The following is a 23,626-nucleotide window of genomic DNA, read 5'->3' as shown; positions in this document are numbered from 1 at the left end:
CCTTATTGGTTAACGACCTTTGAACACCGGTTCGCGCTTCTGCATCATCGCCATGACGCCTTCACGCACGTCTTCGCTCTTGATCAGCGTGAACAGCAGTTCGTTGAGCTTGGAGAGCGCAGCATCGTCACCCTCGTCGCGCGCCTGGAAGGCAGACTGCAGGGTGGCCTTGATGGCCAGCGGTGCGGCTTTGGCGATGCGCTCGGCGTACTCGATGGCGCGCACCAGCTCTTGGCCGGACTCAACGACCTCTGTCAGCAGACGCATACGCAGAGCATCGTCAGCACCGAACTCTTCACCGGTCAGCATGTAGCGCATGGCATCGGTCCAGCCGGCAGCTTGGGTAAAGCGCACGGTGGAACCGCCAGATGGCGGAATGCCGCGCAGTACTTCCAGGTGAGCGAAGCGGGTGTTGCTGGCGGCGATTGCGATGTCGGCGTTGAGCACCAGCTCGATGCCCGCGGTCCAGCAGGTGCCTTGCACGGCGAGGACCACTGGTTTGGTGCGGCGCGGCTTCGAGACACCCCACGGGTCGATACCCTCGTCCGGGTACTTGAAGCCGCCCGAAGCCAGCTTCGGCGTCAGCTCCATTAGATCAAGGCCTGCCGTGAAATGGTCGCCGTGGGCGAACACGACGGCGCAGCGCATTTCATCGTTGCGCTCGAATTCACCCATGGCCAGGGCCAAGTCATTGAGCATGGCGCTGTCGAAAGCATTGCGTTTGCCGGCCCGGTCGAGGCCGATAAGGAACAGATGACCACGCTGCTCTCGAGTGACGCGACCCGGACCGCTGTTTGCTTCGCTCATGAGAGCTTCTCCTGACTTTATGAGGGGCTGCCTGGTTTTTTCCAAGCTGAAGATACTTACCGAATGTTCGGTTAGCTGAAACTAAACAAACATTCGGTAACCGTCAAATTGTTGCAGCAAGGCTTATGACGTAGAATCAGCGAGGATTATCGAGAGCAGGTTTACCCCGTGCGCCCATTGAAAGTATCCCGCGATGAACTGCTGCAGCGCTGCGCCAACACTTTTAAGCGTCTCGGCTACCACGGCACCACCATGGATGCCTTGTCGGTTGCTTGCGGGCTGACCAAGGCGTCCTTCTACCATCACTATCCCAACAAGGAGTCGCTTCTGAGGGATGTGCTGGAGTGGACCCATGGGCGCTTGAAGCAATCGCTGTTCTCCATCGCTTTCGATGAAAGCCTGACTCCTCAGGAGCGACTCACAAGCATGGGGCGCAAGGCAAAGAAACTCTTCCAGGACGACTCGATTGGATGCTTGATGGGTGTTGTGGCAGTCGATGCCGCTTATGGGAAGGTCGATCTCATGAAGCCGATTCGGCACTTCATGGATGACTGGGCCGCCGCATTCTTCAAGCTCTACAGCGTCGGGCACAGCCAGGAGGACGCGCAGAATCTGGCGCGACAGCTGGTGGCTGATTTCGAAGGGGCTATTCTGCTGGCTCGTATCTATGGCGATCCGAGATACATAGATGCGGTCACTGAGCGTGGACTGCGGCAGCTGGAGCCCGCGGGTGCTGGTGGCTAGGCCAGTTCCCGTGCAAAACTCCGTTTCACTTCCTGCCAGATAAGGTCGAGCGGTGCCGCGCTGCGCGCGGCTCGGCACAGGGCAACAGAGCCCTCGATAGAGGCAATGGCCAGCAGCGCCAGGCTGCGTGAGCGAACGTCGGTCACTCCGGCCTCCTGCAGCGACCGGCCGACAATCTCCTGCCACTCACCAAAGATAGCGTTGGCTTGATCCAGTAACTGCAGCTGGATCTGAGCTTCGAGCTCCGGTTCAGGCTCGCCGCGCTGGTCGGAAGAGTACTGCTCAACCGCCACGGCCAGCACTGCACAGCCGGCTTGGAAGGCTGTCTCTTCAAGCGTTTTTCGCCACAAGGCAACGAAGAGCTCCATGCCTTTCACAGGGCCATGTTTGCTCAGCAGCTGTGCCAGCGGCTCGCTGACTTCCCGGCCGGCGTGCTCCACGGCTGCTTCGAGCAGTTGGCGCTTACCGCCAGGGAAGTGGTGGGTGATGGAGCCGCGTGGCGTGTTCGAGTGGCGCACGACCTCGCGCATGCTGGTTGCAGTCATCCCCTTGCGGCGCAGTAGATCCGCAGCGCCGACGATCATTCGGTCACGAGTGGAAGTAGTCATCTTAATAAATTATGCCATCTGTCATATTATGGTGTAGCCTCAGGCTCGACTATGCCACTTGTCATAGTCGTACATCCACCTATTCCGCTACGAGGCACCGAAAAGATGACTGCTCGTCCTAAGCTCCCCAATCCGATCGATTCTGTAGTTCTGGCATCGTTGGACACTCCCGATGGATGGCTTGAGTACCCGCTGGGCAATGATGTGATCGAGGGCAATCCGGACACTCGGATGAAGCTCTTGCGAACCGTTGGCGTGAAAACCCCGCACAAGTCCGTGGCGTTCTTCACCTCTCGTCCTGCGAAGTTTCATTGGCGCTTCGAAAACGATGAGGCTTTTGTGCTGATCGAAGGTCGTATCGCAATCACTATGGACACTGGTGAGAGGTTCGAAATGGTTGCGGGGGATGCCGTATCGATTCCGGCTGGGCACACGGGGGTCTGCGAGGTCTTCGAGTTCAGCCGGAAATTCACCGTGGTTACCAGTGGAATCGCTGATTAACGGTAGACCTATGAAGGTGACCATGTCTCTGTAGCCGCGTACGCTGGAAAAGACATCATCGACTCGGTCGGTGGGTGTTCGTAGGTTGAGGACAACACGGCACCGAGTCGATCACCCAACAGATTCCAGGCGCGTTTCTTCTCTTCGGCATAATCGTGATGCAGATAGTGTCGCCTCACCCGGGAGCCGGCAAGCACATGGTTCTGACATCGATCAATGACGTCCAGGCTGACCCCCAAGGCCTGCATCATGGTCGCGCCTGTGCGGCGTAGGTCATGCGGTGTCCAGTCGCCATTCTGGCCGTCGGCAAGCACCAGTGTATCGTCATGGCGACGTCTGGAGAGGGCTTTGCGGTTTTTGAATCGGGCCTGGCGGTCACCCACCTGCTTACTCACCACTTTCACGTCCACATGCCCATCATCCTGCTTGTTCGGAAAGCACCATTGAGTATCGCCCGTCATGGTCTTGAGTTCCTGAAAGAAGTGCAGGGCAAAGGGTGAGAGGAAAACATAATGGTCTTGTTTTTTGCGCCGGCTGCCTTTGACGTTCCCGCTCGGGATGAACCAGGTATGGTTCTCCAGATCGACATTCTTCCATTCGGCCTGAAGCAGTTCACCGATCCGGCATAACGTTCCCAAACAGATCCAAAGCGCAAGTTGGGACTCTGGTTTCAGGGGGCGAATTCCACCGTACTTCTCGCCGGCAGGTAGCGCTGCATAGTCGGTAGTCATTTTCTGAAAGCGTTGGTGTAATTCTTGAAGTTCGGTGGAGGAGAGGGTCCGAGTACGTTCCTCTTGGTAGTCACTGGGTACAAGCTTATCGATTTCGACCAAGTCTGCTGGATTTCCGTCGATCAGCAGTGTTCGCCATGGCTGTCGTTTCTGGGCCCATCCAAACATCTGAACGATATCCGAAAAAAGACTAATGGCTTGGCGAGTAGCGCCGCGAGCCATGACGGAACGCACCAGACCCCGCAGGTCATGCTCACTGACTGTACTGATGACTTTTGAGCCAACGGCGGGGTAAAGATCTTTCGCGAATTTTCTCCGTAGCTCGGCATTACCATCCTTTCGTGCCACACCATCGCGAAGCCATTCTTCCGCTAGGTCTAGCAGCGTTAGCTCCATAGATTTTTGCTGATCGGCTTCTGCGAGTTGTGCAGCCAGCTCCGCTTTCAGTCTGACCTTCCCTGCGCGCTTGTTCTCATTAGGATTGATCCCTTTTGCTAAAAGGTCTCGTGCTTCGTTGCGCTCCTTGCGGATTTCGGTCAACGACTTGTTTGGCCAGGTACCACACGAGAAGCGGGTGTAAATCCTTTCCCAGCGAAACTGGAAGTAAAAGGGGATGGCGATACCTTTTTTGCGGAGTGAAACCCTGCCCGCGAGGCTGCCTTCGTCGCGTATGATGATGCCGACATCCTGCTCGGTCAGTGCTTCCAATTCCTTGGCAGTGAGCTTGGCCATAATCAACCTCCTGATAAGTTTACTCCCACATTTACTCCCACTAATTCGTCAGCTAAGGGTAGATCAGGATAGAGGTCGTTGGAAGAGTGAAGCGCTCAAAGGCCTTGTTTTACTGGGTTTGAGGATTCTATAGGGGCGCAGCGCGAACCAGGGATGCATAATGCATAACTGAATGGGGTGCTAGGGGTCGAGTGTTCGAATCACTCCGTCCCGACCATATAATTCAAGGGGTTGCGAGATTTTATCTCGCGACCCTTTTTTATTTTTGTTCTTTTTACCCCCACAAAATTACTTGCAGTTGTTCCTCTGAAGTGGGCATGGACCACTGCATATTAAGTATTCACATCCGGTCCTAACCTTACTGCCTCGCTCATCTCGGTTTCTGACCTTCGACTTCGATCCTTCGATGTTGGCTCACCTGTTGAGCACAGTACCTCGGCCGCGCCATTCAAAAACTTGTCTGCAATTGGGGACACCAGTCAGCGTCGATTTTTTCGTTACGTGAAGGGTGCGGGTTCCTCCCTGCTTGCCCGGTGACTCCGCATTTAACGGAATTCACGGCCTTCATTGAAAAACTTCCCCTCGCCTGAATAGGTAAGTACTTGCTGAAAGCCTCACATGGACGTTCGCTTACGGCTGAGCAGGTCGCCGCGGGCTCGATGAGGCCGCAGGGCTGCGGCATTCATCGGTACTGGCGGCGGAATTAATCAAGGCGCTGGCGATTCTGTGGGGGGCGGTATCGAACCTGACCTTGGTCTTTGCAATGCCGCTGCTTACCTGGGCTGTTCGTTCCAGTGCTGGTTGGCTGGCTTTGGTTACGCCAGGCGTTAGTTGCAGGGCGGAGGCAAGGCGCTATGGCGGGACATCAAACCTTCAATATCGTTCTGATAATAGAATTAAATACTGTATAAAGAATAATGCAGGATAAACTGCCTGCCTAGTCATGCTCTATAAAAACAAAAACGGTAACCAACATGCCATTTCTGAAAGGCTTCTCAATCGGCGCCAAGCTCCTCGTGCTGCCCGGGTTATTTGTGCTCGCTCTTCTGGTTGTCTCGGGTCTGGCCTATCGCGGGCTGGCCAAGCAACAAGCGGTAATCGAGGAAATCGACCAGTTGCGTTTCCAGCAGTATCGGCAAGTGTTAGAAACCTCGGCCGCCTCGCAGGCGGCGATGGTCGGCGCCTATGCCACAGGCGCGCGCATCCTTGAATCCAGTGGTCAAGCTTCTGCGGAGGACCTTGAGTCATATCTTGAGGATATGCAGGCCAGTGTCGACGACATGCGTGCCGGGCTGGACAAAGTGGCCCGTGAAACTCGCTTGGGCAAAGAGGAGAGAGCGCTCTATCAAGCGGTGCAGGAGCAGGCCGCAGTGGTCGGCGAGGGGCTTGCCGAATTCAAGCGCACTGCTTTGAGCGACCAGATACAGGCTGCCTCGCTGCTGGGTCGGGTGCGTGCCGACAACAATGGCTTGCAAGGTCAATTCAACCGGCTGTTGGGTCTACAAGCCGAGCTGACCTCTGGCGCCTTCGCTGAGGCGGGCGCAACACAACAGCAGGTCTCACGGATGCTCGTGGCGGTGCTGCTGGGTGGCAGCTTAATGGCTGTGTTAGTCAGTCTTTTGTTGCGTGCGCAAATCATCCGGCCCATCCGGGAAATCGAGAGGGCGTCGATCGAGTTGCGCGATGGCGACCTGACCCGACGCGTGCGGGTCATGGGTCGAGACGAGATTGCCCATACGGCTCAAGCATTCAACGAACTCATCGATAGCTTCCAGCAGGCCATGCGCCAGGTTGCCGGAGTCGCGGCATCGGTCGGCGCCTCGGCAGAGGAGCTGGTGGGCGCTTCGGCGCGGGTGGCGCAAAGCTCTACGGCGCAGGCCGGTGCGGTGGGCGCGGTGTCGATGACCATCGAGCAGATGAGCGACGGTATTGCGGCAATCTCCAGTCATGCTGAAAGCCTGCGCAGCTGCGCCGAAGCCAGTTTGCGCGGTGCGCAGGATGGACACTTGGCCTTATCGCGACTGCTTGAGAAAATCGACAGCGTGCGCCATGCCTTCTCCGCGATCCGCGGCTCGGTGGGCGATTTTGTCGAAAGTACGACAGCGATTACCGCCAGCATCGGTCAGGTCAAGGACCTCTCCGCGCAGACGGGCATGCTGGCGCTCAATGCGGCCATCGAAGCGGCGCGTGCCGGAGAGAGGGGGCGCGGCTTCAGCGTGGTGGCCGACGAAGTGCGTAACCTGGCACAACGCTCTGCGCTGGCGGCCAACTCGATCAACCAGCTGACGTTGAAGCTGGAGAGCCAGTCCGGGATCGTCGACCAGGCATTGAGCGCGGGCACTGTGGCATTGGAAGAAAGCGGCCGGCTGCTGAGTGAGTTGGAAAGCACCCTGCAGCAGGCAACGGAACTGGTGGGTGACTCTACGCGCGGGGTTGACCGGATCGCCGATGCGGTAAGCGTGCAGAGCGAGGGTGGGCGAGGCATCGTGGCCAACGTCGAGCACATCGCACGCATGGCCGGCGAGGGTGATGCGATCACCCATCAGGTATCCGGAGCCGTGGTGTCTTTGCGCGAGCTGTCCGATGAGCTGAATGTGGCGGTGGGACGTTTTCGCTACGAGGCCTGATTCGCTTGAGACTTCGCCGTCCTGAATATCAGCAGCAGCGGTATGACGCCGATGGATAACCACATCAGCAGCTTGAAGTCATCCAGGTAAGCCACCCAGCTGGCCTGCACAGTGATCAAGCCATCCAGTGCTGCACGCCCGCTGGCGGTCAATGGATTGAGCTGATGGTTGACAGGCCAGGCATCGAACAGGCGGTTGAACGGCGTCACGTATGCACCGATTTCGGCATGGTTTATCTGGGTGTTTTGCGCCAGCAGCACCGTAACGATCGAGATGCCAACGCTCGAACCGACGTTGCGTGACAGGTTGTACAGGCCCGTGGTTTCGCCTCGCAAATGCGGGGGCAGGGTGGTAAAGGCGATGGTGGTCAGCGGGACGAACAACAGACCCAGGCTCGCGCCCTGAATAAAGCCGACGTAGATGATGGTGTCGATGGACACGGCCGGCGTCCAGCCGGTCATCATGTACATCGACCAGGCGGACAGCAACAAACCGCAAAACAGTATCCAGCGAATATCCACTTTGCCGATGATCTTCCCGGCAAGGAACATGCTGAGCATCGTCCCCAGTCCGCGTGGCCCCATGACCATGCCGGCGGTGAGCACCGGGTACCCCATCAGGGTTTGCAGGTAGGGTGTCATCAGTGCCAGCGAGGCCAGGTAGGTGATGCCAATGATAAAGATAAACACCACCGCCACCGAGTAATTGCGATCTTTGAACAGCTTCAGGCTGATAAAGGGCTTGTCATGAGTGAAGGTGTGGACAATGAAGATGTACGAAGCGACGGCGGCCACCAGCGCTTCCAGGATGATTTCCCCGGAGTCGAACCAGCCCAGTTGTTCGCCGCGGTCGAGGAACAATTGAATCGACATGATCGCCACGCTGAGCGAGCCAAAGCCCAGCCAGTCCAGGCGTGCAGTCTTGTCGGCCGGGGTTTCCCGTATGAAGCGGGTCATGCCGATAAAGGCCAGCAACCCGATAGGCAGGTTGATGAAGAACACCCAGCGCCAGCTGAGGTGTTCTGTCAGCCAGCCGCCGAGCATCGGACCTAATACCGGGCCGACCATGACCGATACCCCGAACAGGGCCACTGCCGACCCTCGGTCTTTCTGCGGGTAAATATCCAGCAGAATGCCTTGCGATAAGGGCACCAATGCCGCCCCGGCCACCCCTTGCAGCAGGCGGAACAGGATGATTTCTTCCAGGGAGCGGGCGATGCCACAGAGCACCGAGGCCAATACAAAACCGAAGATCGACCACAGCAATACGCGCTTGCGACCGAAGCGTCGGGCAAGGAATGCCGAGGGCGGCGTCATGATGGCTGTGGCGACGATGTAGGAAGTCAGCACCCAGTTAATCTGATCGGCGCTGGCCGATACGCTGCCCTGCATAAAGGGCAGTGCGACGTTGGCGATGGTGGTGTCCAGCGCCTGCATGACCACCGCCAGCACCACGCACAGTGTGATCAGTACCCGCAGCGGCGAGGGCGGCAGCGGTCCGGACACGTCATTCATGATGGCGTGCGAGCAGGTTTGCCAGTGGCTTGGGCAGGCCTCGTGCGGTGCCGGTGTCGATATCTACCACGGCGCTCATGCCATGGCGCAGCGCCGGTTTGCCGACAGCATCGTCGATATGGATGCGTACCGGAATGCGCTGCACGACTTTCACCCAGTTGCCCGTGGTGTTCTGGGCCGGCAGCAGGGAGAAGCTCGAACTGGAGGCCGGGCTGATGCTTTCCACGGTGCCATGCCAGGTGATACCCGGATAAGTGTCTACCTCGATGGTGACGCCCTGGCCAATCCGGGCGTTGGTCAGCTCGGTTTCTTTCGGGGACGCCGCGACCCACAGTCGCTCGCTGGAGACCAGGCTGAAGCCCGATTGGGGTGGTTGCAGATACGCGCCCACTTGCAGCGAGTCAACGTTGGTGACGACGCCGTCGAACGGGGCGATGACCACGGAGTTTCGCAGGTTGCGTTCGGCTTCATTCAGGGCCGCCAGCGCCTGCAAGTAGGAAGGATGCTGCTCAAGTGGTCTGTCCAGGCGCCCACCCAGTTGGGCCAACGCCGCGGCAGCCTGGGCCTTGGCGACCGATACTTGCTGACGGGTATTGTCGAGGTCCTGGTGGGCGTCGTCGTAGATAGTCCTTGAGACGGCGGCAACGCTGACCAGCTTTTCCAGCCGTTGCAGATTGGTCTGGTAAAATGGCAATTTGGCTTCAGCCTGGGCGATTTCGGCCAGAGATTGGTTGTAGCTCGCCTTGAGGTAGAGGATCTGGTTGCGCGCGTTCTCCAGCTGCGCCCTGGCGCTGGCCACGGCGATTTCAAACGGCTCGGGCTTGAGGCGGAACAAGACCTGGCCTTTGCTCACGGTCTGGTTGTCACTGACTTCAATGGCCGCGACGATCCCGGCGACATCGGTTGAAACTCCCACCCGCTCGGCCTGGATATAAGCGTTGTCGGTACTCACGACCTGGCCACCCAACACATACCAGGCGGCGCAGGCCACGACACTGATCGGTGCCAGCAAAAACAGACCGATGCGCCAGCGTTGGCGCGCCGTGTCATTCGGTTCTTGAGCATCGCCATCAAGGGCGGAAGCCTCGGGCGCCTGCATCCGGGGTTTTTCCACGGGCTCGAGCGGTCGGGCTTCGGCGTGCACGGCAGGGCGCTGCAATGTCGGCTCAGCCATGTTTCACCTCGCGCGCAACGTCATGGAGGACAAAGCCGAGGGTGGATTGGGTCATCGTCAGCGCACCTTGGAGTTAATGAGCAAGCTAATGGTAATCAGGCTTATGGATTGCTCGCTAGCTATTTTCCATTAGAACATGATCACTAATAGAAGAAATGTCCATTTGTAGGTGGCCTAAAGAGCGGCAATGTGTCTATTGAACCAAGGTTCGTAGAGGGTTGTGGCCACATCTTGCGGTTTTCGTTGGCTGTAAATAATTTCAACAGAAAACAAAATACTGTTTATTTGTGTTTGCTCTCTCTGCCGCGAAGCACTACCGTTAGCGCTGACTGCGTTCAACGCATTTGCCCAAGACCAATAACAAAGAGGCAGCCCGATGATGACCCCTGGCTGGTGGGCCATGGCGCTTTGCGAGGCCGTGAAAGATCAAGTGCCATTGGCCGTGGCCTTTGCCGGCGAGGAACTGGTCCTGTTCCGAAACGCAGCCGGCCAGGCCTTTGCCCTGGAAGACCGTTGCCCACATCGGCGGGTGCCGCTGGCTTTGGGGCGAGTCGTCGAGTCCGGTCTGCAGTGCGGTTATCACGGCTGGACCTTTGATGGCGCCAGTGGTGGCTGTACGCAGATCCCCAACCTGCATACCGATGAGCGTGTGCCTGCACGTTATGCCGCGCGTGCCTTTGCGGTCAGCGAGGCGAATGGTTTTGTCCATGTGTGGTTGGGTGAAGGGGCACCGCAAGGGCAATTGCCCAGCAGCGACTACCAACCGGGCGGACGCGAATTTACCGGTTCCACCATCGTCAACATGAGTCACGACCAGTACCTGGACGCGATGCTCGACGGCCCGGAATGCTTGCTCGGGTTTGCCCATGTGCGCCTCACCGATTTTTTCCTTGGCGATCTGCGCAGCGAGCAGGGGCGGGTGGTTCTGGAGCGAGGTGCGGTATGGACCACACAGATCCTGCCTTCGCAGTTTGTGGTGGATTACCCCTTGATCGTGCGCACCGCGGTCCCCTTTAACGGCGGTACTGTTCGAGTGGATTTGCTGAGCGAAGATGAATTGCCGCTGGTGACGCTGATGATCGCCACCGGTGCCAACCGTCGTGGCACAACCAGTTTGTGCTGGCGTGGTTTTGTGCATGAGCACGTACACCTCAGGGCACCCCTGCGTTGGCGTCTGGCCCGCCTGCGCAAACAGGCGCCGTTCCAGGTGAACAGCCGGATCGACGGCACAGCCGTCGCGGCCTTGTTGCAAACCTCATCCCGCGAACTGCGTGAGTTGCGCCAACCGACCCTGATTCCCGTCAGCGCAGTCGTCTGAGCACAGGAGCTCCCACCATGCATGCCGTGCCTTCCTCCACCGATACGATCCCTGGCAAAGTTCGGGGTGACTGGACGCCAATCAACTACGACCTGCGTGACACCTGGTTCCCGGTGTCCCATAGCCGCGACCTGGGTAACCGGCCCATTCGCCGGATCATTCATGCTCAGCCCTATTACCTGTGGCGCGACAACGGGCGTGCGGTGGCGGCCGAGTTTCACCCGCATTTCCCCCATAAAGAGCTGACACTCACAGCGTTTACCGGGGGACGGGGCTTTTATCCGCTGGTTGAGCGCTACGGGTACATCTGGGTCTGGTACGGTAATCCGGACGCTGCCGACATGCAGTTGCTCCCGCATATTCCGTTTCTTCCCCAGGATGGCAGTCTTCCCGGTTACACCCAGCGAACCGTGCGGTTTGATGCGACCTCGGCGCTGTCGGTGGAAAACCTGATTGATCTGACCCATGCCGATTTCCTGCATGCCAATACCATTGGCGACGGTGTAAGCGAGTCGGACGTGGTGGAAGTGCAATGGACCTCCGAGACCGTGACTCGCACCCGTACCGTGGCGCAAAAGTCAGTGGCGCCGATCATGCGCTGGGTCGGCGGCGTGCGCGCCAGGTATCAGGATTTTCGCGCCGTGCTGCACATTCATCTACGCAGCAACGTATGCATCTCCTATCCGCGCTTTCGCCCCGGTTACGACGTGCCCAACCTGCAACCCTTCCTGCCGGTGGGCAAGCATCGCTCGCGGTGTGACGTCACCTTCAACACCACCGCTGCACCCGCACCTTTTCGTTATGTGATGCCGCGCATCAACTACATCATCCAGCCCCAGGACAACTCGGTGGTGCGCCCGCAGAACCAACGTTATTTCGAGGTCGACCCACGTCGCGACCTGCACTCGCGCTTCGATACGCCGGGTACCCGTTATCGCTACCAGATGGAGCAGTTGGCCGAACGCCAGCGCGCTGGCCAATTCACCTACGGCGGCGATGCTGAACCCGGGCGCGACATCACGGCCTTGCTCGGCATGAACGACTGACACCAATGTACGAGGAGTGCTGCAATGGATCTGGGTATTGGCGGACGTATTGCTCTGGTGTGCGCATCCTCTCGGGGACTTGGCAAAGCCTGTGCGCTGGCATTGGCGCAGGAGGGCTGTGAGGTGCTGATCAACGGCCGCGATGCCGAGAGCCTGGAACACACTGCGCAGGACATCTTGCGCAGCACCGGCCGGCTGCCGCGCACCGTGGTGGCCGACCTGTCCACCGCCGCCGGGCGACAGGCGCTGCTGGCTGCCTGTCCGGTGATGGATATTCTGGTGACCAACAACGGCGGGCCAGAGCCGGGTCGTCCGGAGGATTGGGATCATGCTGCCTGGCTGGCGGCCATTGAGGCCAACATGCTCTCGGGTATCCTGCTGATTCAGGCGGTGGTCGTTGGTATGCGTGCGCGAGGTTTCGGCCGTATCGTCAATATCACCTCGGCGATGGTTAAGTCGCCCCGGTTGCCATTGGGTTTGTCCACGGCGGCGCGTGCGGGGCTGACCGCTTTTTGCAAAGCTCTGTCGGTCGAGGTGGTGCGGGACAATGTGACGATCAACAATCTGCTGCCGGAGCGCATTGAGACGGACCGTCTGCGCTTTATGACCGAGCAACTGGCGGAACTTCGCCAGCTCAGTTTTGAGCAAGCACGGGTGGAAATGCTCAAGCCGATAGCCGCACGACGATTTGGCCAGCCGAGCGAACTGGCAGCGGCCTGCGCATTTCTCTGTTCGGCGCAAGCCGGCTATATCACCGGGCAAAATTTGCAGATCGACGGCGGCAGCTATGCCGGATTGATTTAGCCACCCCGGCGTTCTTTCCAGTCGGCGGGCGGCACTTCGCTGGCGTCGAAATCCAACTCCACTTCAACCCCATTGGGGTCCTGGATGAACAGCTGCCACGTGCGCTCGGCGCCGGGCGCACGGATCACTTTGAATCGCACGCCGTGCTCACTCAGGTGTTTCCACATCCTCTGCAAGCCCTGGGCATGAAACGCCATATGGTCAAGCACGCCACGTCGCGGCTCCGGCATTTGTGATACGCCCACCACATGCAGAACTGGTTGTTCCTGGGTGTACAGCCAGAATCCGGGAACCGGGAAGGGCGGGCGTGGCCCCTCCACCAACCCGAGTACTCCAACATAGAAATTTCGTGTCGCCTCCAGTTGGTCGGAGACGATGGTGAAGTGGTCCATGCGCAGGATCATCGCAACGCCCTTAATCGGCTTTTAGTGATATTTAGACGAATTGTTATTTATTGTTCATATTCATGCTTATGATTCTATATTCGGAATACTAATCTATCTATGGAATTTATCGCCGATCGCTTAGGGTAACGCCATGGATTCGTTCTGCAGCTCTGCTGCAAAACGCTAAGCGCAGAAGAAGACAGGTGCTGAATGAGCCAGGCAATCCTCGAAGGAATTCGCGTCATCAGTCTGTGTTCCGGCATTGCCGGATCTGCCGCTGGCATGCATCTTTGCGAAGCGGGTGCCGAAGTGGTGATGATCGAGCCACCCGCCAACCGTGCCAGAGAGAAACAGGCGCTGTTTGCTGTGCTTAACCGTGGCAAACGAAGTGTCATCCTCTGCCTGGAAAATGCCGCAGATCGCCAGCAACTGAACTCGTTGCTAGCCAGCGCCGATGTGCTGCTGCATGACTTCACCCCCGCGGTAGCGCAGGCCCATGGTCTGGCAGACGCGCAGCTCACTGCAGACTTCCCTCGATTGGTTATCTCAGCGATCAGCGGCTGGCCCCATCGGCATGCACTGGCGAATTCCATTCCCCGGGAAACGCTTATCCTGGCGCGCCTGGGCCTGTTGGACGAACAGCCGGCGCATCGCCCCGGCCCGGTGTTCGTACGCATGCCATTTGCCAATTGGCTGGCCAGCTGGCTGTGTGTGGTCGGGGTGATGGCGCGGTTACTGGCGCGCGACCGTGACGGCTGCGGCGGCATCGCTCATACGAGTTTGGCTCAGGCAGCCTTGGTGCCAATGACCATGCATTGGAACCGCGCACAAACACCGACCCCGGCCTTTGCCAAAGGTCTGGATAAACACATTCCAATTCCATTGCACCAGTGCGCTGATGGCCGCTGGTTGCATGTGCATTATTCGCCGGACAAATCCCCTTGGATGGCCGCGGCACTCAGTGAGTTCGGCGAAACCGAAGTGGCTCGCTTGAACGCGCTGTGGCCATCGAGCCATGTGGCGCCAAACTTCGGCGCCAACAAGGCGATCATTGCCACACGGTCGGCACAGGAATGGGTCGAGCATTTCTGGCAGCACGACGTTGCTGCGCAAATTGCCGCTCCATTTGGCGATATCTACTTCGACGAACAAGCACGCCTGAATGGCTATGTGGTTGAAGTCGACGATGTGCAGTTGGGCAAAACACTGCAACCAGGCCCTGCCTGGCAGGTGCAGCCACCCGCACGAGTTGGCGGTAGCGCACCTCTGGCAGGTGAGGGGAACGCCGGACTGTCTGGCGCCGATGCTGTGATCCCTTCGCAACTGCCCAGGTCGAGTCCGGCGCCCTTGCCTCCGCTGCACGGTCTGAAAGTACTGGATCTGGGCGCCTATCTGGCCGGGCCGTTTGCCTGCATGTTGCTGGCGGACCTGGGGGCAGAAGTCATTAAAATCGAGGCGCCCAAGGGCGATGCCATGCGCCGCCTGGAGCGGATTTTCAGCGGTACCCAGCGTGGCAAATTGGGCGTCGCGTTGCAGTTGGGCGATCGGCAGACCGAGCCCGCCGTAGAGGCGTTGGCACGTTGGGCCGATGTGGTACACCACAACATGCGGCTTCCCGCCGCACGCAAGCTCAAGGTCGACTACGAGAGCCTCAAAGCGCTCAACCCGCAGCTGGTGTATTGCCATGTCAGTGCCTACGGACCGACCGGACCGCGCACGGATTGGCCGGGCTTTGACCAACTGATGCAGGCCTCTTGCGGCTGGGAAGTCGAGCAGGGCGGTGAGGGCCAGGCGCCCATGTGGCTGCGCTTCGGCGTGGGTGATTTTTTTGCCGGTCTGTCCTCGCTCTACGCCTTGCTCCTGGGGTTGTATGAGCGCAACCGCAGTGGCGTCGGACAAATGGTCAGCTCGTCATTGCTGGGCGCCACGATGCTGTCGATGAGCGAAGCGGTGGTGCTGGAAGACGGCAGCCTCACACCAATCGATCATTTGGACGCGCAACAGACCGGTCTGAGTGATGCCCATCGTTTGTATCGGTGTAGCGATTCCTGGCTGGTGGTGGCAGCGCTGCAACCGGATGAGGTGCAACGTTTCGAGAGGCTGGTGGATGATCAGCCCGAAACCTGGTTTGCCGATCAGACCCGGCAAGCGGCGCTCGCCTCATTGGTCGCAGCGCAGGTTCCTGCACAGGCAGTGCTGGAAGCGCAGATGGATGCCTTTCTCGACAGCCCCGAACACGCCGAAGCGGGTCTGCACGCTCATTACTCACATGCTGTTTACGGTGACCTGCAACAGATCGGCGCGTTCTGGGACTTCGGCAACTTGCCGTTATCGCTGCAGCGTCCGCCACCCGCCGTCGGCCAACATACCCGGCAAGTTCTGGAAGGCCTCGGCTTTACCGGCAGCGAGCTCGAACGATTGGCCTCGGTTGGCCTGGTGGCGCTGTAACGGTGGGCCTATTGCCCGACAGGATTTTTCGACAAGCACAAGGAATACCCATGTACGAGTTGGATTTCAGCGGTAAAACCGTGCTGGTAGTTGGCGGGTCCAGTGGCATCGGCAATGGCATTGCGCAGAACTTTCGCCAGCGCGGTGCCGAGGTGCATGTCTGGGGTACGCGTGCCTCGGCGGCGGCCTATAACGACTCACCTGACTCTAATCTTGAAGGCCTGCATTACGCCCAGGTAGACGTCGCGGATGCGGCATTGATCGAAGGGGTCTGTGTGCCATTCACCCGCCTGGATGTGTTGGTGCAGGCACAAGGCACGGTGCTCTACGACCGTCAGGAATTTCTCACCGAGGGTTTCAAGCGAGTACTCGACGTCAACCTCACCAGCCTGATGGTGTGCGCGCAGAAATTTCACCCACTGCTGATGCAGGCCAAGGGTTCGATGATCACTGTCAGCTCCGCTGCCGCCTTCCACTCCACGCGTGGCAACCCGGCCTACAACGCCTCGAAAACCGGTGCTTTCGGACTGACTCGCACCCTGGCCGAAGCCTGGGCACGTGACGGCATCCGGGTGAATGGCATTGCCCCCGGTTTGGTGGAAACCAAGCTGACGCGGGTGACCACCAGCAACCCCAAGCGCCTCGAAGGCGCATTGCGCGCCATTCCTCAAGGGCGCTTGGGCACGCCCCAGGACATGGCCAACGTGGCCCTGTTCCTTGCCTCGCCGCTGGCCAGCTATGTGCTCGGCCAAACCCTGTTGGTCGACGGCGGCATGCTGCTGGCCTGATCGCTATTTGCTAGGAGACACACCATGGCCTGGGACTTTCAGACCGACCCCGAGATACAGGCGGAACTGGATTGGATCGAGCAGTTTGTACGGGAGGAAGTCGAGCCCCTCGATCATGTGCTGGGCAGCCCGTGGAATATCCACGATCCGTTGTTCAAGCAACTGGTCAAACCGCTGCAAGCGCAGGTGAAGGCTCGCAAGTTGTGGGCGTGTCACCTGGGCCCGGAACTGGGCGGGGCAGGGTATGGCCAGGTGCGCCTGGCATTGATCAATGAAATTCTCGGCCGCTCGCTGTTCGGCCCGATTGTGTTTGGCTGCCAGGCCCCCGATTCAGGCAACGGGGAAATCCTCGCCCATTACGGCACCCCGGCGCAGAAGCAGCGCTACCTGCAACCGTTGCTCGATGGCGATATCGTGTCCTGCTTCGCCATGACCGAGCCGCAAGGTGGCGCGGATCCTGCCGTGTTCACCACCGAAGCGGTGCGCGATGGCGATGACTGGCTGCTGAACGGCGAAAAATGGTTCGCCTCCAATGCCCGCTACGCAGCGTTCTATATCGTGATGGCGGTCACTGATAAAAGCGTATCGGTGTATGAAGGCATGTCGATGTTCATCGTCGCCGCTGACGCGCCCGGGGTGAGCATTATCCGTAACGTCGGTATCGCCGATGACCCCGCCGCCACCCATGCTTACCTGTCATTCGACAAGGTGCGAGTGCCTGCGGGCGACATGCTCGGTGCGCCCGGCCAGGCATTTGTCGTGGCTCAGGTGCGGCTCGGTGGTGGCCGCGTGCACCATGCCATGCGGGTGATCGGCCAGGCGCAAAAAGCCCTTGATGCACTCTGTGAACGATCCCTGTCGCGTAGTACCCAGGGCAGCCGCCTGGCGGACAAGCAGATGGTCCAGGAAAAAATTGCCGATTCGTGGATCGAACTGGAGCAGTTTCGCTTGCTGGTGATGCGTACGGCGTGGCGCATCGATCAGTATCAGGACTACAAGCGGGTGCGCAAGGACATCGCTGCGGTGAAAGCCGCCATGCCCAAGGTGTTGCATGACATCGCCGCGCGCGCCCTGCATGTACATGGCTCGTTAGGGGTATGCGAAGAAATGCCGTTTACCGGGTACATCGTCCGCTCCTTCCAGATGGGGCTGGCCGACGGGCCCACCGAAGTGCACAAAGTCACGGTGGCCAAACAGCTGCTGCGCGACTATCAGCCCTGCGACGAGTTGTTCCCCGATTACCATCGGCCCACCGCCGCGGCCCGCGCCCGGGAAAAATACGCCGGCGTGCTGGCCAGTCTCGGCGAGCGCGACGTATGAACGATTGGCAGGATCTGGTCGACCTCGAGCGCCTGGCCGACTGGATGGACACCCAAGACCTGGAAAGTGGCCCGATCAAGGCTGCGGTACGTTTAGCCGGCGGCACGCAGAATCTGCTGCTGCGCTTTCGGCGAGGCGTGCGTGAATTCGTGTTGCGCCGGCCTTCCCTGGAACTGCGCGAAGTCGGCGGTAAAACCATCGTCCGTGAAGCGCGCCTGCTCAAGGTATTGGCCGGATCGCAAGTGCCCCATGCCGGTTTGATCGCCGACTGTACTGACCAGGCCGTTCTGGGCTCCAGTTTTTATTTAATGGAACCAGTGCAGGGCTTCAACCCCAATAGCGCCGCAGGATTGCCAGCACCCCATGCTGAACGGCCGGCGCTGCGCAGGCGCATGGGCTTTGCCATGGTGGATGCGCTATTGCGTCTGGGCGACATTGACTACCAGGCGGTGGGGCTGGCGGACTTTGGCCGCCCGGACGGTTTTCATCAGCGTCAGGTCTCACGCTGGCTGGCACACTTGGACAGCGTCAAAGACTACCCCGGTTGGCCGGGGGCGAGCAGCCTGCCGGGACTTGCACGTTTGGCCAATTGGCTGAGCGATCATTGCCCGCAGCAGTTTGAGGCCGGTATTCAACATGGCGACTTTCACCTGTCCAACGTCATGTTCCGGCATGACTGCGGGGAGTTGGCCGCGGTCGTCGATTGGGAGCTGGCGACCATCGGTGATCCGTTGCTCGACCTTGCCTGGCTGGTGGTCACCTGGCCCTGTGCCGACGGTCGTGGTGCCGGCACCATCGAAGTGCATCCCTGGGACGGCTTTTGCAGCAGCGACGAACTGGTCGCCCATTACCACGCCGGCAGCTCGCGCTCGTTGGCGGACTTCACCTGGTACCTGGTGTTGGCGGGTTTCAAACTCGGCATCTTTCTCGAAGTCAGTTACGCCCGTGCGTGTGCGGGTAAAGCCTCGATGGTCACGGGTGAAAAACACCACGCCTCAGCGTTGCATCTATTCGCTACGGCGTTGCAGCGCATCGATCAAACCGCCTGATAACCAGAGGGAAAGCCCATGCAACTGGCCGGTAAACGAATCATCGTCACGGGAGGCGCCAGGGGTATCGGCGCGGCAGTGGTCAAAGCATTTGTGGAGGAGGGAGCCTATGTCGTCAGCCTCGACCTGGGCGAAGCCGCCTTGATGACGGGGGACGGTGGCGGGTGGGCGCATACACGAGTCTGCGATATCGCTGACAGCCAATCCGTGGATGCCGCTTTCGCCTGGGCCAACGAACGGCTCAATGGTCTGGATGTGCTGGTACATGCTGCGGGTATCGCGCCGAATGCCAGTGCCGACAGCATCACGCTGGACGAGTGGGAAAAAGTCTTTGCGGTGAATACCCGTGGCACATTCCTGACCAACCGCGCGGCCTATGAGCTGCTGAAGGGCAGCGGTGGGCGGATCATCAACTTCGCCTCTGCGGCAGGCGTCATCGGACAGCCCGGCAAAGCCCATTACGCGGCCAGCAAGGGGGCGGTGCTGGCGTGGACGCGCACGGTGGCGCGGGAATGGGGCCCCTTGGGCATTACCGTCAACGCTATCGCCCCGGCGATGTGGACGCCGATGTACGAGGCGACTCGCGCGAGCATGAGCACCGAGCAATTGCAGCAGCACGATGCCTACATGACAAGGCAAGTGCCCATCGGCGGACAGCTGGGTGAACCGGCCCGGGATCTGGCGCCTGTGCTGGTATTTCTTGCCGGAGACGGTTCGCGATTTGTCACCGGGCAAACGTTGATGATTGATGGCGGCATGCTGATGCTCAGTTGAGTTGAAGGTGGGGCGCCTGGCGCCTCTCCTAGCGACCGCGGATCAACTGCAAAAACTCCTGGCGGGTGTTGTACGACTCGCGGAACGCGCCGAGCATTACCGAGGTGCTCATCACCGAGTTCTGCTTCTCCACACCGCGCATCATCATGCACATGTGTTTTGCCTCGATCACTACCGCCACTCCGGCGGCATCGGTCACTAGGGAAATCGCGTCGGCAATCTGCCGTGTCAGGTTTTCCTGAATCTGCAAACGGCGAGCGAACATATCGACAATGCGGGCCACTTTCGACAGCCCCAGCACCTTACCAGTGGGAATATAGGCGACATGGGCCTTGCCAATAAACGGCAGGAGGTGGTGTTCGCAGAGTGAGTACAGTTCGATGTCACGGACGATGACCATCTCATCGTTGTCCGATTCAAACAACGCGCCGTTGACGATCTGTTCGAGGCTTTGCTGATAGCCATGACACAGGTACTGCATGGCTTTCGCCGCGCGTTTTGGCGTGTCCAGCAAGCCTTCTCGCTCTGGATCTTCGCCCACTCCGTGAAGAATCTCCCGGTAGTTTCTGGCCAGCTCTTCGTTCATGGGTCGACCTTATTGTTTTAGCCAACTTCCCGGGCGGCATCGCATGCAACCCGGGTCCTGGCACCTGGCCCAGGGCCGGGATATTTACAGTTGAGTGATGGCGATTTTGCCGGTGACCTGGCTGGCATCGTGAAACGTGACACTCGGACCATTACGCCATTGCTCAAGCAATTGCGCCTGGCGCTTTTCGGCGTGGCCGAGGAAACGCTCTTTCACCGGACCATAACCGCGAACGCTGTCTGGCAACTCCGCCAACTCCTGAGCAAGGCTCAGCTTGTCGGCCGTCAAGCCAGTGAGTAATTCATCGAGGACGCGTTCGTAACTGGCCAGCCAGTTGCGTTCCACCTTGCGTTCATGGGTACGACCGAACGGATCAAGCCAGGTATTACGCAGGAACTTGAGCCTGGCCAGCAGCTTGAAGCCTTGCAGCATCCACGGGCCGAAGCTGCGTTTTTTCGGTTCGCGACCGGAGCCGTTATCGTTCAGCAGCGGTGGTGCCAGGTGGAAGCGCAGGCGGTAGTCGCCCTCGAAGCCGGCCTGGATTTTTTCCAGGAATTGTCCATCGGTAAACAGGCGCGCCACTTCGTATTCATCCTTGATCGCCAGCACTTTGAAGTAATATCGGGCGACACTCGCCGACAGCTTGCCGGGTTGTCCGAACAGTGCGGTTTCCGCCTTGATGAATTGCTCGACACGAAACCGGTAGCGTTGGGCATAGGCGTAGTTCTGGTACGCAGTGAGAAACTCCATGCGCCGTGCCAGCGTTTCTTCCAGGCTTTGCGACAGTAAGCGGTCCGGGCTTTGCACCTTGCCGGCTTCCAGTTTGCGTAAAACCCGTGGCAAGTCATGGGCGCTGCACCGGCCCCAGTCAAAGGCCGAGAGGTTGAAGGGCACCGCGGTGCCGTTCAGTTCGATGGCCTGTAGCAGCGCCGCTTTACCCACCGGCAACCAGCCTTTCTGGTAGGCATAGCCGAGCATGAAGGTGTTCGTGGCTATCGAATCACCCAACAACGCCGTGGCAATTTTGCTGGCGTCGACAAAGTCCGCCTGGTCGGAGCCCACTGCTTCGACAATTTGTGCCGACATGCTCTGGGTCTGGAATTTCGGGTCCGGGTGTTTGAGCAAATCACCACTTTCCGCTTGCTGGGCGAAGGTGCGCACAAAAGCGCTGGTAATGCTTTCCTCGCTGTTGACCACGGCATGGGTGACGCCGTGACGCAGCTTGGACAAGGTTTCGGTGTTGGCACTGACCACCAGGTCGCAACCCAGCAGCAAGCCCGCTTCACCCTCGGCAATCCGCGGTGCAAACAATTGTTCCTGGTGCGCGGCGATGCGGATGTGCGACCACACCGCGCCGCCTTTTTGCGCCATGCCGGCCATGTCCAGATTGAGCGTGCCTTTACCTTCGATGAACGCCGCCATCCCCAGCAGGGCACCGATGGTCACCACGCCCGTACCGCCCACGCCAGTGATCAGGATGCTGTAAGGCTCATCCAGCGCGACGGTCGCGGGCGTCGGCAAATCCCACACGTCATCCTTCGCGGCCGCCAAGGCCTTGGGTTTGCGCAAGGTGCCACCTTCGACCGTGACAAAACTCGGGCAAAAACCGTTGAGACACGTGAAGTCTTTGTTGCAAGAGGACTGGTCGATTTCACGCTTGCGGCCGAACTCGGTTTCCACCGCCACCACCGACATACAGTTGGATTTGCTGCTGCAATCGCCACAGCCTTCACACACTGCTTCATTGATTACGACACGGCGTGCCGGATCCGGAAACTTGCCGCGCTTGCGACGCCGACGCTTTTCCGCAGCGCAGGTCTGGTCATAGATGATTGCGGATACGCCCTGGAACTGGCGCAGCTGTTCCTGCACTTCGTCCATCTGGTCGCGACGCAGCACCGGCACGCCGTCTGCCAGATCATGGATGTGCTGATACTTCTCGACATCTTCGCTGACCACCACCACACGCTGCACGCCTTCTGCAACGAGTTGCCGGCTGATTTGCGCCACGCTGAGGCTGCCGTCCACTGGTTGGCCGCCGGTCATGGCCACGGCGTCGTTGTAGAGAATCTTGTAGGTGATCTGCACCTTGGCCGCGATGGCAGCCCGAATCGCGAGAATGCCGGAGTGGAAATAGGTTCCGTCACCGAGGTTGGCGAACACATGTTGAGTAGTGGTAAACGGTGCCTGGCCGATCCACGCCACGCCTTCGCCCCCCATCTGACTGAACGTCTGGGTCTGCGGGTAGATCCAGGCGGCCATGTAATGGCAGCCGATGCCGGCCAATGCGCGACTGCCCTGCGGGACTTTGGTCGAGGTGTTGTGCGGGCAACCGGAACAGTAGTGGGGCACGCGTTCCATCAGGTTACTGAACTGGTCTTTGCTCGCCAATTGCGCATCCAGCACCGCCAGGCGCACTTGCAGCGGGCCACTTTGATGCAGGCGCAAAATGCGTTTGGCCAGCGCCCGGGCGATCATAGCCGGGGTCAGGTCGTTGATGGCGGGTAGCAACCAACCCGTGTGCGGCAGGCTCCACTCACCCTTGTCGTCAAACTTGCCGACGATGCGCGGGCGCACATCCTCGCGCCAGTTGTAGAGTTCTTCCTTCAACTGGTACTCGATCATGTGGCGTTTTTCTTCCACCACCACGATTTCTTCCAGGCCCTCGGCGAACTGCCGGACGCCTTCAGCCTCCAGCGGCCAAACCATGCCGACCTTGTAGACCCGCAGGCCAATCTGCTGGGCGAGTGTTTCGTCGATGCCGAGGATTTTCAGTGCCTGGCAAACGTCGAGGTACGATTTGCCTGACGTGATGATGCCGATGCGCGCTTTCGCTGAGTCCATCACGACACGGTCGAGGCGGTTGGCCCGTGCATAGGCGAGGGCAGCATATAGCTTGTGTTCCAGCAGGCGCTGTTCCTGTGCCAGGGGCGGGTCCGGCCAACGGATATTCAAGCCACCTTCGGGCAGCGGGATATCGGGAATGATCGGTTGTACGCGATGAATGTCGATGTCGACGACGGCCGCGCTCTCTACGGTATCGGCCACCGCTTTGAGGGCGACCCAGCAGCCGGAATAGCGCGACATGGCCCAGCCATGCATGCCGTAGTCGAGGTATTCCTGCACCCCCGATGGCGCCAGCACCGGCATCATCACCGCTTTGAAAATGTGTTCGGTCTGGTGCGGTAGCGAGGAGGAGCGTGCGCCATGGTCGTCGCCGGCAATGGCCAGCACGCCGCCAAATTTCGAGGTGCCGGCGGCGTTGGCGTGGCGGAACACATCGCCGCAGCGATCGACGCCCGGACCCTTGCCGTACCACATGCCAAACACGCCATCGTAGGTGGCGCCTTCGAAGAGATTGACCTGTTGCGTACCCCAGATTGAGGTAGCAGCGAGGTCTTCGTTCATGCCTGGGTGGAACACCGTGTGGTGTTCCTTGAGGTAGTCGCGCGCCTTCCACAATGCCTGGTCGAAACCACCCAGCGGCGAGCCACGGTACCCGGAAATAAAACCGGCGGTATTCAAGCCATTGGCCAGATCGCGTTGGCGCTGCATCAGCGGCAGACGCACCAGCGCCTGAATCCCGGTGAGCAAAACTTTTCCAGTGTGCTGGACGTACTTGTCATCCAGAGACGGGGGCGCACTCATGTTCATCCTCCAGGCTTTATT

At 59.4% G+C, this 23,626-nt stretch carries 19 protein-coding genes; 11 read left to right on the top strand and 8 right to left on the bottom strand.

The window, feature by feature from the left end; genetic code table 11:
* Positions 1-9: 9 nt before the first annotated feature.
* The gene (locus H7698_RS00990) at positions 10-807 is read right to left on the bottom strand and encodes a crotonase/enoyl-CoA hydratase family protein (RefSeq protein ID WP_032902051.1); all 798 of its coding nucleotides are present in this window, start codon (positions 805-807) and stop codon (positions 10-12) included.
* 168 nt (positions 808-975) lie between these two features.
* On the opposite strand from H7698_RS00990, the gene H7698_RS00985 reads away from it, so the two are divergent.
* The gene (locus tag H7698_RS00985; protein WP_032902049.1) at positions 976-1,551 is read left to right on the top strand and encodes a TetR/AcrR family transcriptional regulator; all 576 of its coding nucleotides are present in this window, start codon (positions 976-978) and stop codon (positions 1,549-1,551) included.
* Here the strand turns inward: H7698_RS00985 and H7698_RS00980 are convergent.
* Positions 1,548-2,159, bottom strand: coding sequence for a TetR/AcrR family transcriptional regulator (locus tag H7698_RS00980; RefSeq protein ID WP_032902047.1), 612 nt, complete (start codon positions 2,157-2,159; stop codon positions 1,548-1,550). The two genes, H7698_RS00985 and H7698_RS00980, sit on opposite strands and share 4 nt — an antisense overlap.
* 105 nt (positions 2,160-2,264) lie before the next feature.
* Here H7698_RS00980 and H7698_RS00975 point away from each other — a divergent pair, with 105 nt between their 5' ends.
* Positions 2,265-2,660: a cupin domain-containing protein gene (locus H7698_RS00975; RefSeq protein WP_050587208.1), complete on the top strand. Its 396-nt coding sequence runs from the start codon at positions 2,265-2,267 to the stop codon at positions 2,658-2,660.
* An 8-nt stretch (positions 2,661-2,668) separates the two neighbouring features.
* Here H7698_RS00975 and H7698_RS00970 read toward each other — a convergent pair whose 3' ends face one another.
* Complete coding sequence (locus H7698_RS00970) at positions 2,669-4,123, bottom strand: tyrosine-type recombinase/integrase (protein ID WP_194690354.1); 1,455 nt, start codon at positions 4,121-4,123, stop codon at positions 2,669-2,671.
* A 974-nt stretch (positions 4,124-5,097) separates the two neighbouring features.
* Between H7698_RS00970 and H7698_RS00965 the strand changes: the two genes are divergently transcribed.
* Entirely contained in the window at positions 5,098-6,750 is a 1,653-nt protein-coding gene (locus tag H7698_RS00965) for a methyl-accepting chemotaxis protein (protein ID WP_149417029.1), read from the top strand.
* On the opposite strand, the gene H7698_RS00960 is transcribed toward H7698_RS00965, so the two are convergent.
* Together H7698_RS00960 and H7698_RS00955 are read right to left on the bottom strand one after the other, a co-directional pair.
* Positions 6,738-8,264 carry a DHA2 family efflux MFS transporter permease subunit gene (locus H7698_RS00960; protein WP_194690353.1) on the bottom strand — a complete coding sequence of 509 codons (1,527 nt, stop codon included), beginning with the start codon at positions 8,262-8,264 and terminating at the stop codon, positions 6,738-6,740. The genes H7698_RS00965 and H7698_RS00960 overlap by 13 nt on opposite strands.
* The gene (locus tag H7698_RS00955) at positions 8,257-9,438 is read right to left on the bottom strand and encodes an HlyD family secretion protein (RefSeq protein WP_057005024.1); all 1,182 of its coding nucleotides are present in this window, start codon (positions 9,436-9,438) and stop codon (positions 8,257-8,259) included. Before H7698_RS00955 ends, H7698_RS00960 begins: the two co-directional genes overlap by 8 nt.
* Positions 9,439-9,814: 376 nt before the next feature.
* Here H7698_RS00955 and H7698_RS00950 point away from each other — a divergent pair, with 376 nt between their 5' ends.
* The 3 genes from H7698_RS00950 to H7698_RS00940 are packed head-to-tail and all read left to right on the top strand — an operon-like array spanning position 9,815 to position 12,606.
* Positions 9,815-10,756, top strand: coding sequence for a Rieske 2Fe-2S domain-containing protein (locus H7698_RS00950; RefSeq protein ID WP_126588865.1), 942 nt, complete (start codon positions 9,815-9,817; stop codon positions 10,754-10,756).
* Positions 10,757-10,773: 17 nt separating this feature from the next.
* A complete protein-coding gene (locus H7698_RS00945) occupies positions 10,774-11,802 on the top strand; it encodes an aromatic ring-hydroxylating dioxygenase subunit alpha (RefSeq protein ID WP_194690352.1) in 1,029 nt (342 codons plus the stop codon).
* A gap of 24 nt (positions 11,803-11,826) precedes the next feature.
* Entirely contained in the window at positions 11,827-12,606 is a 780-nt protein-coding gene (locus tag H7698_RS00940) for an SDR family oxidoreductase (protein WP_057005027.1), read from the top strand.
* Here the strand turns inward: H7698_RS00940 and H7698_RS00935 are convergent.
* Entirely contained in the window at positions 12,603-12,998 is a 396-nt protein-coding gene (locus H7698_RS00935) for a VOC family protein (RefSeq protein WP_235992671.1), read from the bottom strand. The genes H7698_RS00940 and H7698_RS00935 overlap by 4 nt on opposite strands.
* Before the next feature lie 204 nt (positions 12,999-13,202).
* On the opposite strand from H7698_RS00935, the gene H7698_RS00930 reads away from it, so the two are divergent.
* From H7698_RS00930 to H7698_RS00910, 5 genes are read left to right on the top strand one after another with little or no spacing between them, the layout of a single operon-like run.
* Entirely contained in the window at positions 13,203-15,440 is a 2,238-nt protein-coding gene (locus H7698_RS00930; RefSeq protein ID WP_194690351.1) for a CoA transferase, read from the top strand.
* 50 nt (positions 15,441-15,490) lie between these two features.
* Complete coding sequence (locus tag H7698_RS00925; RefSeq protein WP_126588867.1) at positions 15,491-16,228, top strand: SDR family NAD(P)-dependent oxidoreductase; 738 nt, start codon at positions 15,491-15,493, stop codon at positions 16,226-16,228.
* 24 nt (positions 16,229-16,252) lie between these two features.
* Entirely contained in the window at positions 16,253-17,548 is a 1,296-nt protein-coding gene (locus tag H7698_RS00920) for an acyl-CoA dehydrogenase family protein (protein WP_057005031.1), read from the top strand.
* Entirely contained in the window at positions 17,545-18,597 is a 1,053-nt protein-coding gene (locus tag H7698_RS00915) for a phosphotransferase family protein (protein ID WP_126588868.1), read from the top strand. The genes H7698_RS00920 and H7698_RS00915 overlap by 4 nt, the downstream gene beginning before the upstream one ends.
* An 18-nt stretch (positions 18,598-18,615) precedes the next feature.
* Positions 18,616-19,371 carry an SDR family NAD(P)-dependent oxidoreductase gene (locus H7698_RS00910; RefSeq protein ID WP_126588869.1) on the top strand — a complete coding sequence of 252 codons (756 nt, stop codon included), beginning with the start codon at positions 18,616-18,618 and terminating at the stop codon, positions 19,369-19,371.
* 28 nt (positions 19,372-19,399) lie between these two features.
* Here H7698_RS00910 and folE read toward each other — a convergent pair whose 3' ends face one another.
* Both folE and H7698_RS00900 read right to left on the bottom strand, forming a co-directional pair.
* Positions 19,400-19,957 carry a GTP cyclohydrolase I FolE gene (gene folE, locus H7698_RS00905; RefSeq protein WP_057005034.1) on the bottom strand — a complete coding sequence of 186 codons (558 nt, stop codon included), beginning with the start codon at positions 19,955-19,957 and terminating at the stop codon, positions 19,400-19,402.
* A gap of 84 nt (positions 19,958-20,041) precedes the next feature.
* Positions 20,042-23,605: an indolepyruvate ferredoxin oxidoreductase family protein gene (locus H7698_RS00900; protein WP_126588870.1), complete on the bottom strand. Its 3,564-nt coding sequence runs from the start codon at positions 23,603-23,605 to the stop codon at positions 20,042-20,044.
* Positions 23,606-23,626: the final 21 nt, after the last annotated feature.

This window comes from Pseudomonas sp. p50(2008), assembly GCF_015351605.1.
GTDB lineage: Bacteria > Pseudomonadota > Gammaproteobacteria > Pseudomonadales > Pseudomonadaceae > Aquipseudomonas.
The sequence above is the reverse complement of the archived record's forward strand: the minus strand, read 5'-3'. Positions and strand labels throughout refer to the sequence as shown.

Excerpts from the sequence above, each read along its gene's own strand:
- H7698_RS00975 (WP_050587208.1), top strand. The coding sequence starts at position 2,265 with ATGACTGCTCGTCCTAAGCTCCCCAATCCGATCGATTCTGTAGTTCTG.
- H7698_RS00935 (WP_235992671.1), bottom strand. The coding sequence starts at position 12,998 with ATGGACCACTTCACCATCGTCTCCGACCAACTGGAGGCGACACGAAAT.
- H7698_RS00920 (WP_057005031.1), top strand. The coding sequence starts at position 16,253 with ATGGCCTGGGACTTTCAGACCGACCCCGAGATACAGGCGGAACTGGAT.
- H7698_RS00950 (WP_126588865.1), top strand. The coding sequence starts at position 9,815 with ATGATGACCCCTGGCTGGTGGGCCATGGCGCTTTGCGAGGCCGTGAAA.
- H7698_RS00955 (WP_057005024.1), bottom strand. The coding sequence starts at position 9,438 with ATGGCTGAGCCGACATTGCAGCGCCCTGCCGTGCACGCCGAAGCCCGA.
- H7698_RS00925 (WP_126588867.1), top strand. The coding sequence starts at position 15,491 with ATGTACGAGTTGGATTTCAGCGGTAAAACCGTGCTGGTAGTTGGCGGG.
- H7698_RS00910 (WP_126588869.1), top strand. The coding sequence starts at position 18,616 with ATGCAACTGGCCGGTAAACGAATCATCGTCACGGGAGGCGCCAGGGGT.
- H7698_RS00945 (WP_194690352.1), top strand. The coding sequence starts at position 10,774 with ATGCATGCCGTGCCTTCCTCCACCGATACGATCCCTGGCAAAGTTCGG.
- H7698_RS00970 (WP_194690354.1), bottom strand. The coding sequence starts at position 4,123 with ATGGCCAAGCTCACTGCCAAGGAATTGGAAGCACTGACCGAGCAGGAT.
- H7698_RS00940 (WP_057005027.1), top strand. The coding sequence starts at position 11,827 with ATGGATCTGGGTATTGGCGGACGTATTGCTCTGGTGTGCGCATCCTCT.
- H7698_RS00960 (WP_194690353.1), bottom strand. The coding sequence starts at position 8,264 with ATGAATGACGTGTCCGGACCGCTGCCGCCCTCGCCGCTGCGGGTACTG.
- H7698_RS00930 (WP_194690351.1), top strand. The coding sequence starts at position 13,203 with ATGAGCCAGGCAATCCTCGAAGGAATTCGCGTCATCAGTCTGTGTTCC.
- folE (WP_057005034.1), bottom strand. The coding sequence starts at position 19,957 with ATGAACGAAGAGCTGGCCAGAAACTACCGGGAGATTCTTCACGGAGTG.
- H7698_RS00990 (WP_032902051.1), bottom strand. The coding sequence starts at position 807 with ATGAGCGAAGCAAACAGCGGTCCGGGTCGCGTCACTCGAGAGCAGCGT.
- H7698_RS00915 (WP_126588868.1), top strand. The coding sequence starts at position 17,545 with ATGAACGATTGGCAGGATCTGGTCGACCTCGAGCGCCTGGCCGACTGG.
- H7698_RS00980 (WP_032902047.1), bottom strand. The coding sequence starts at position 2,159 with ATGACTACTTCCACTCGTGACCGAATGATCGTCGGCGCTGCGGATCTA.
- H7698_RS00900 (WP_126588870.1), bottom strand. The coding sequence starts at position 23,605 with ATGAGTGCGCCCCCGTCTCTGGATGACAAGTACGTCCAGCACACTGGA.
- H7698_RS00965 (WP_149417029.1), top strand. The coding sequence starts at position 5,098 with ATGCCATTTCTGAAAGGCTTCTCAATCGGCGCCAAGCTCCTCGTGCTG.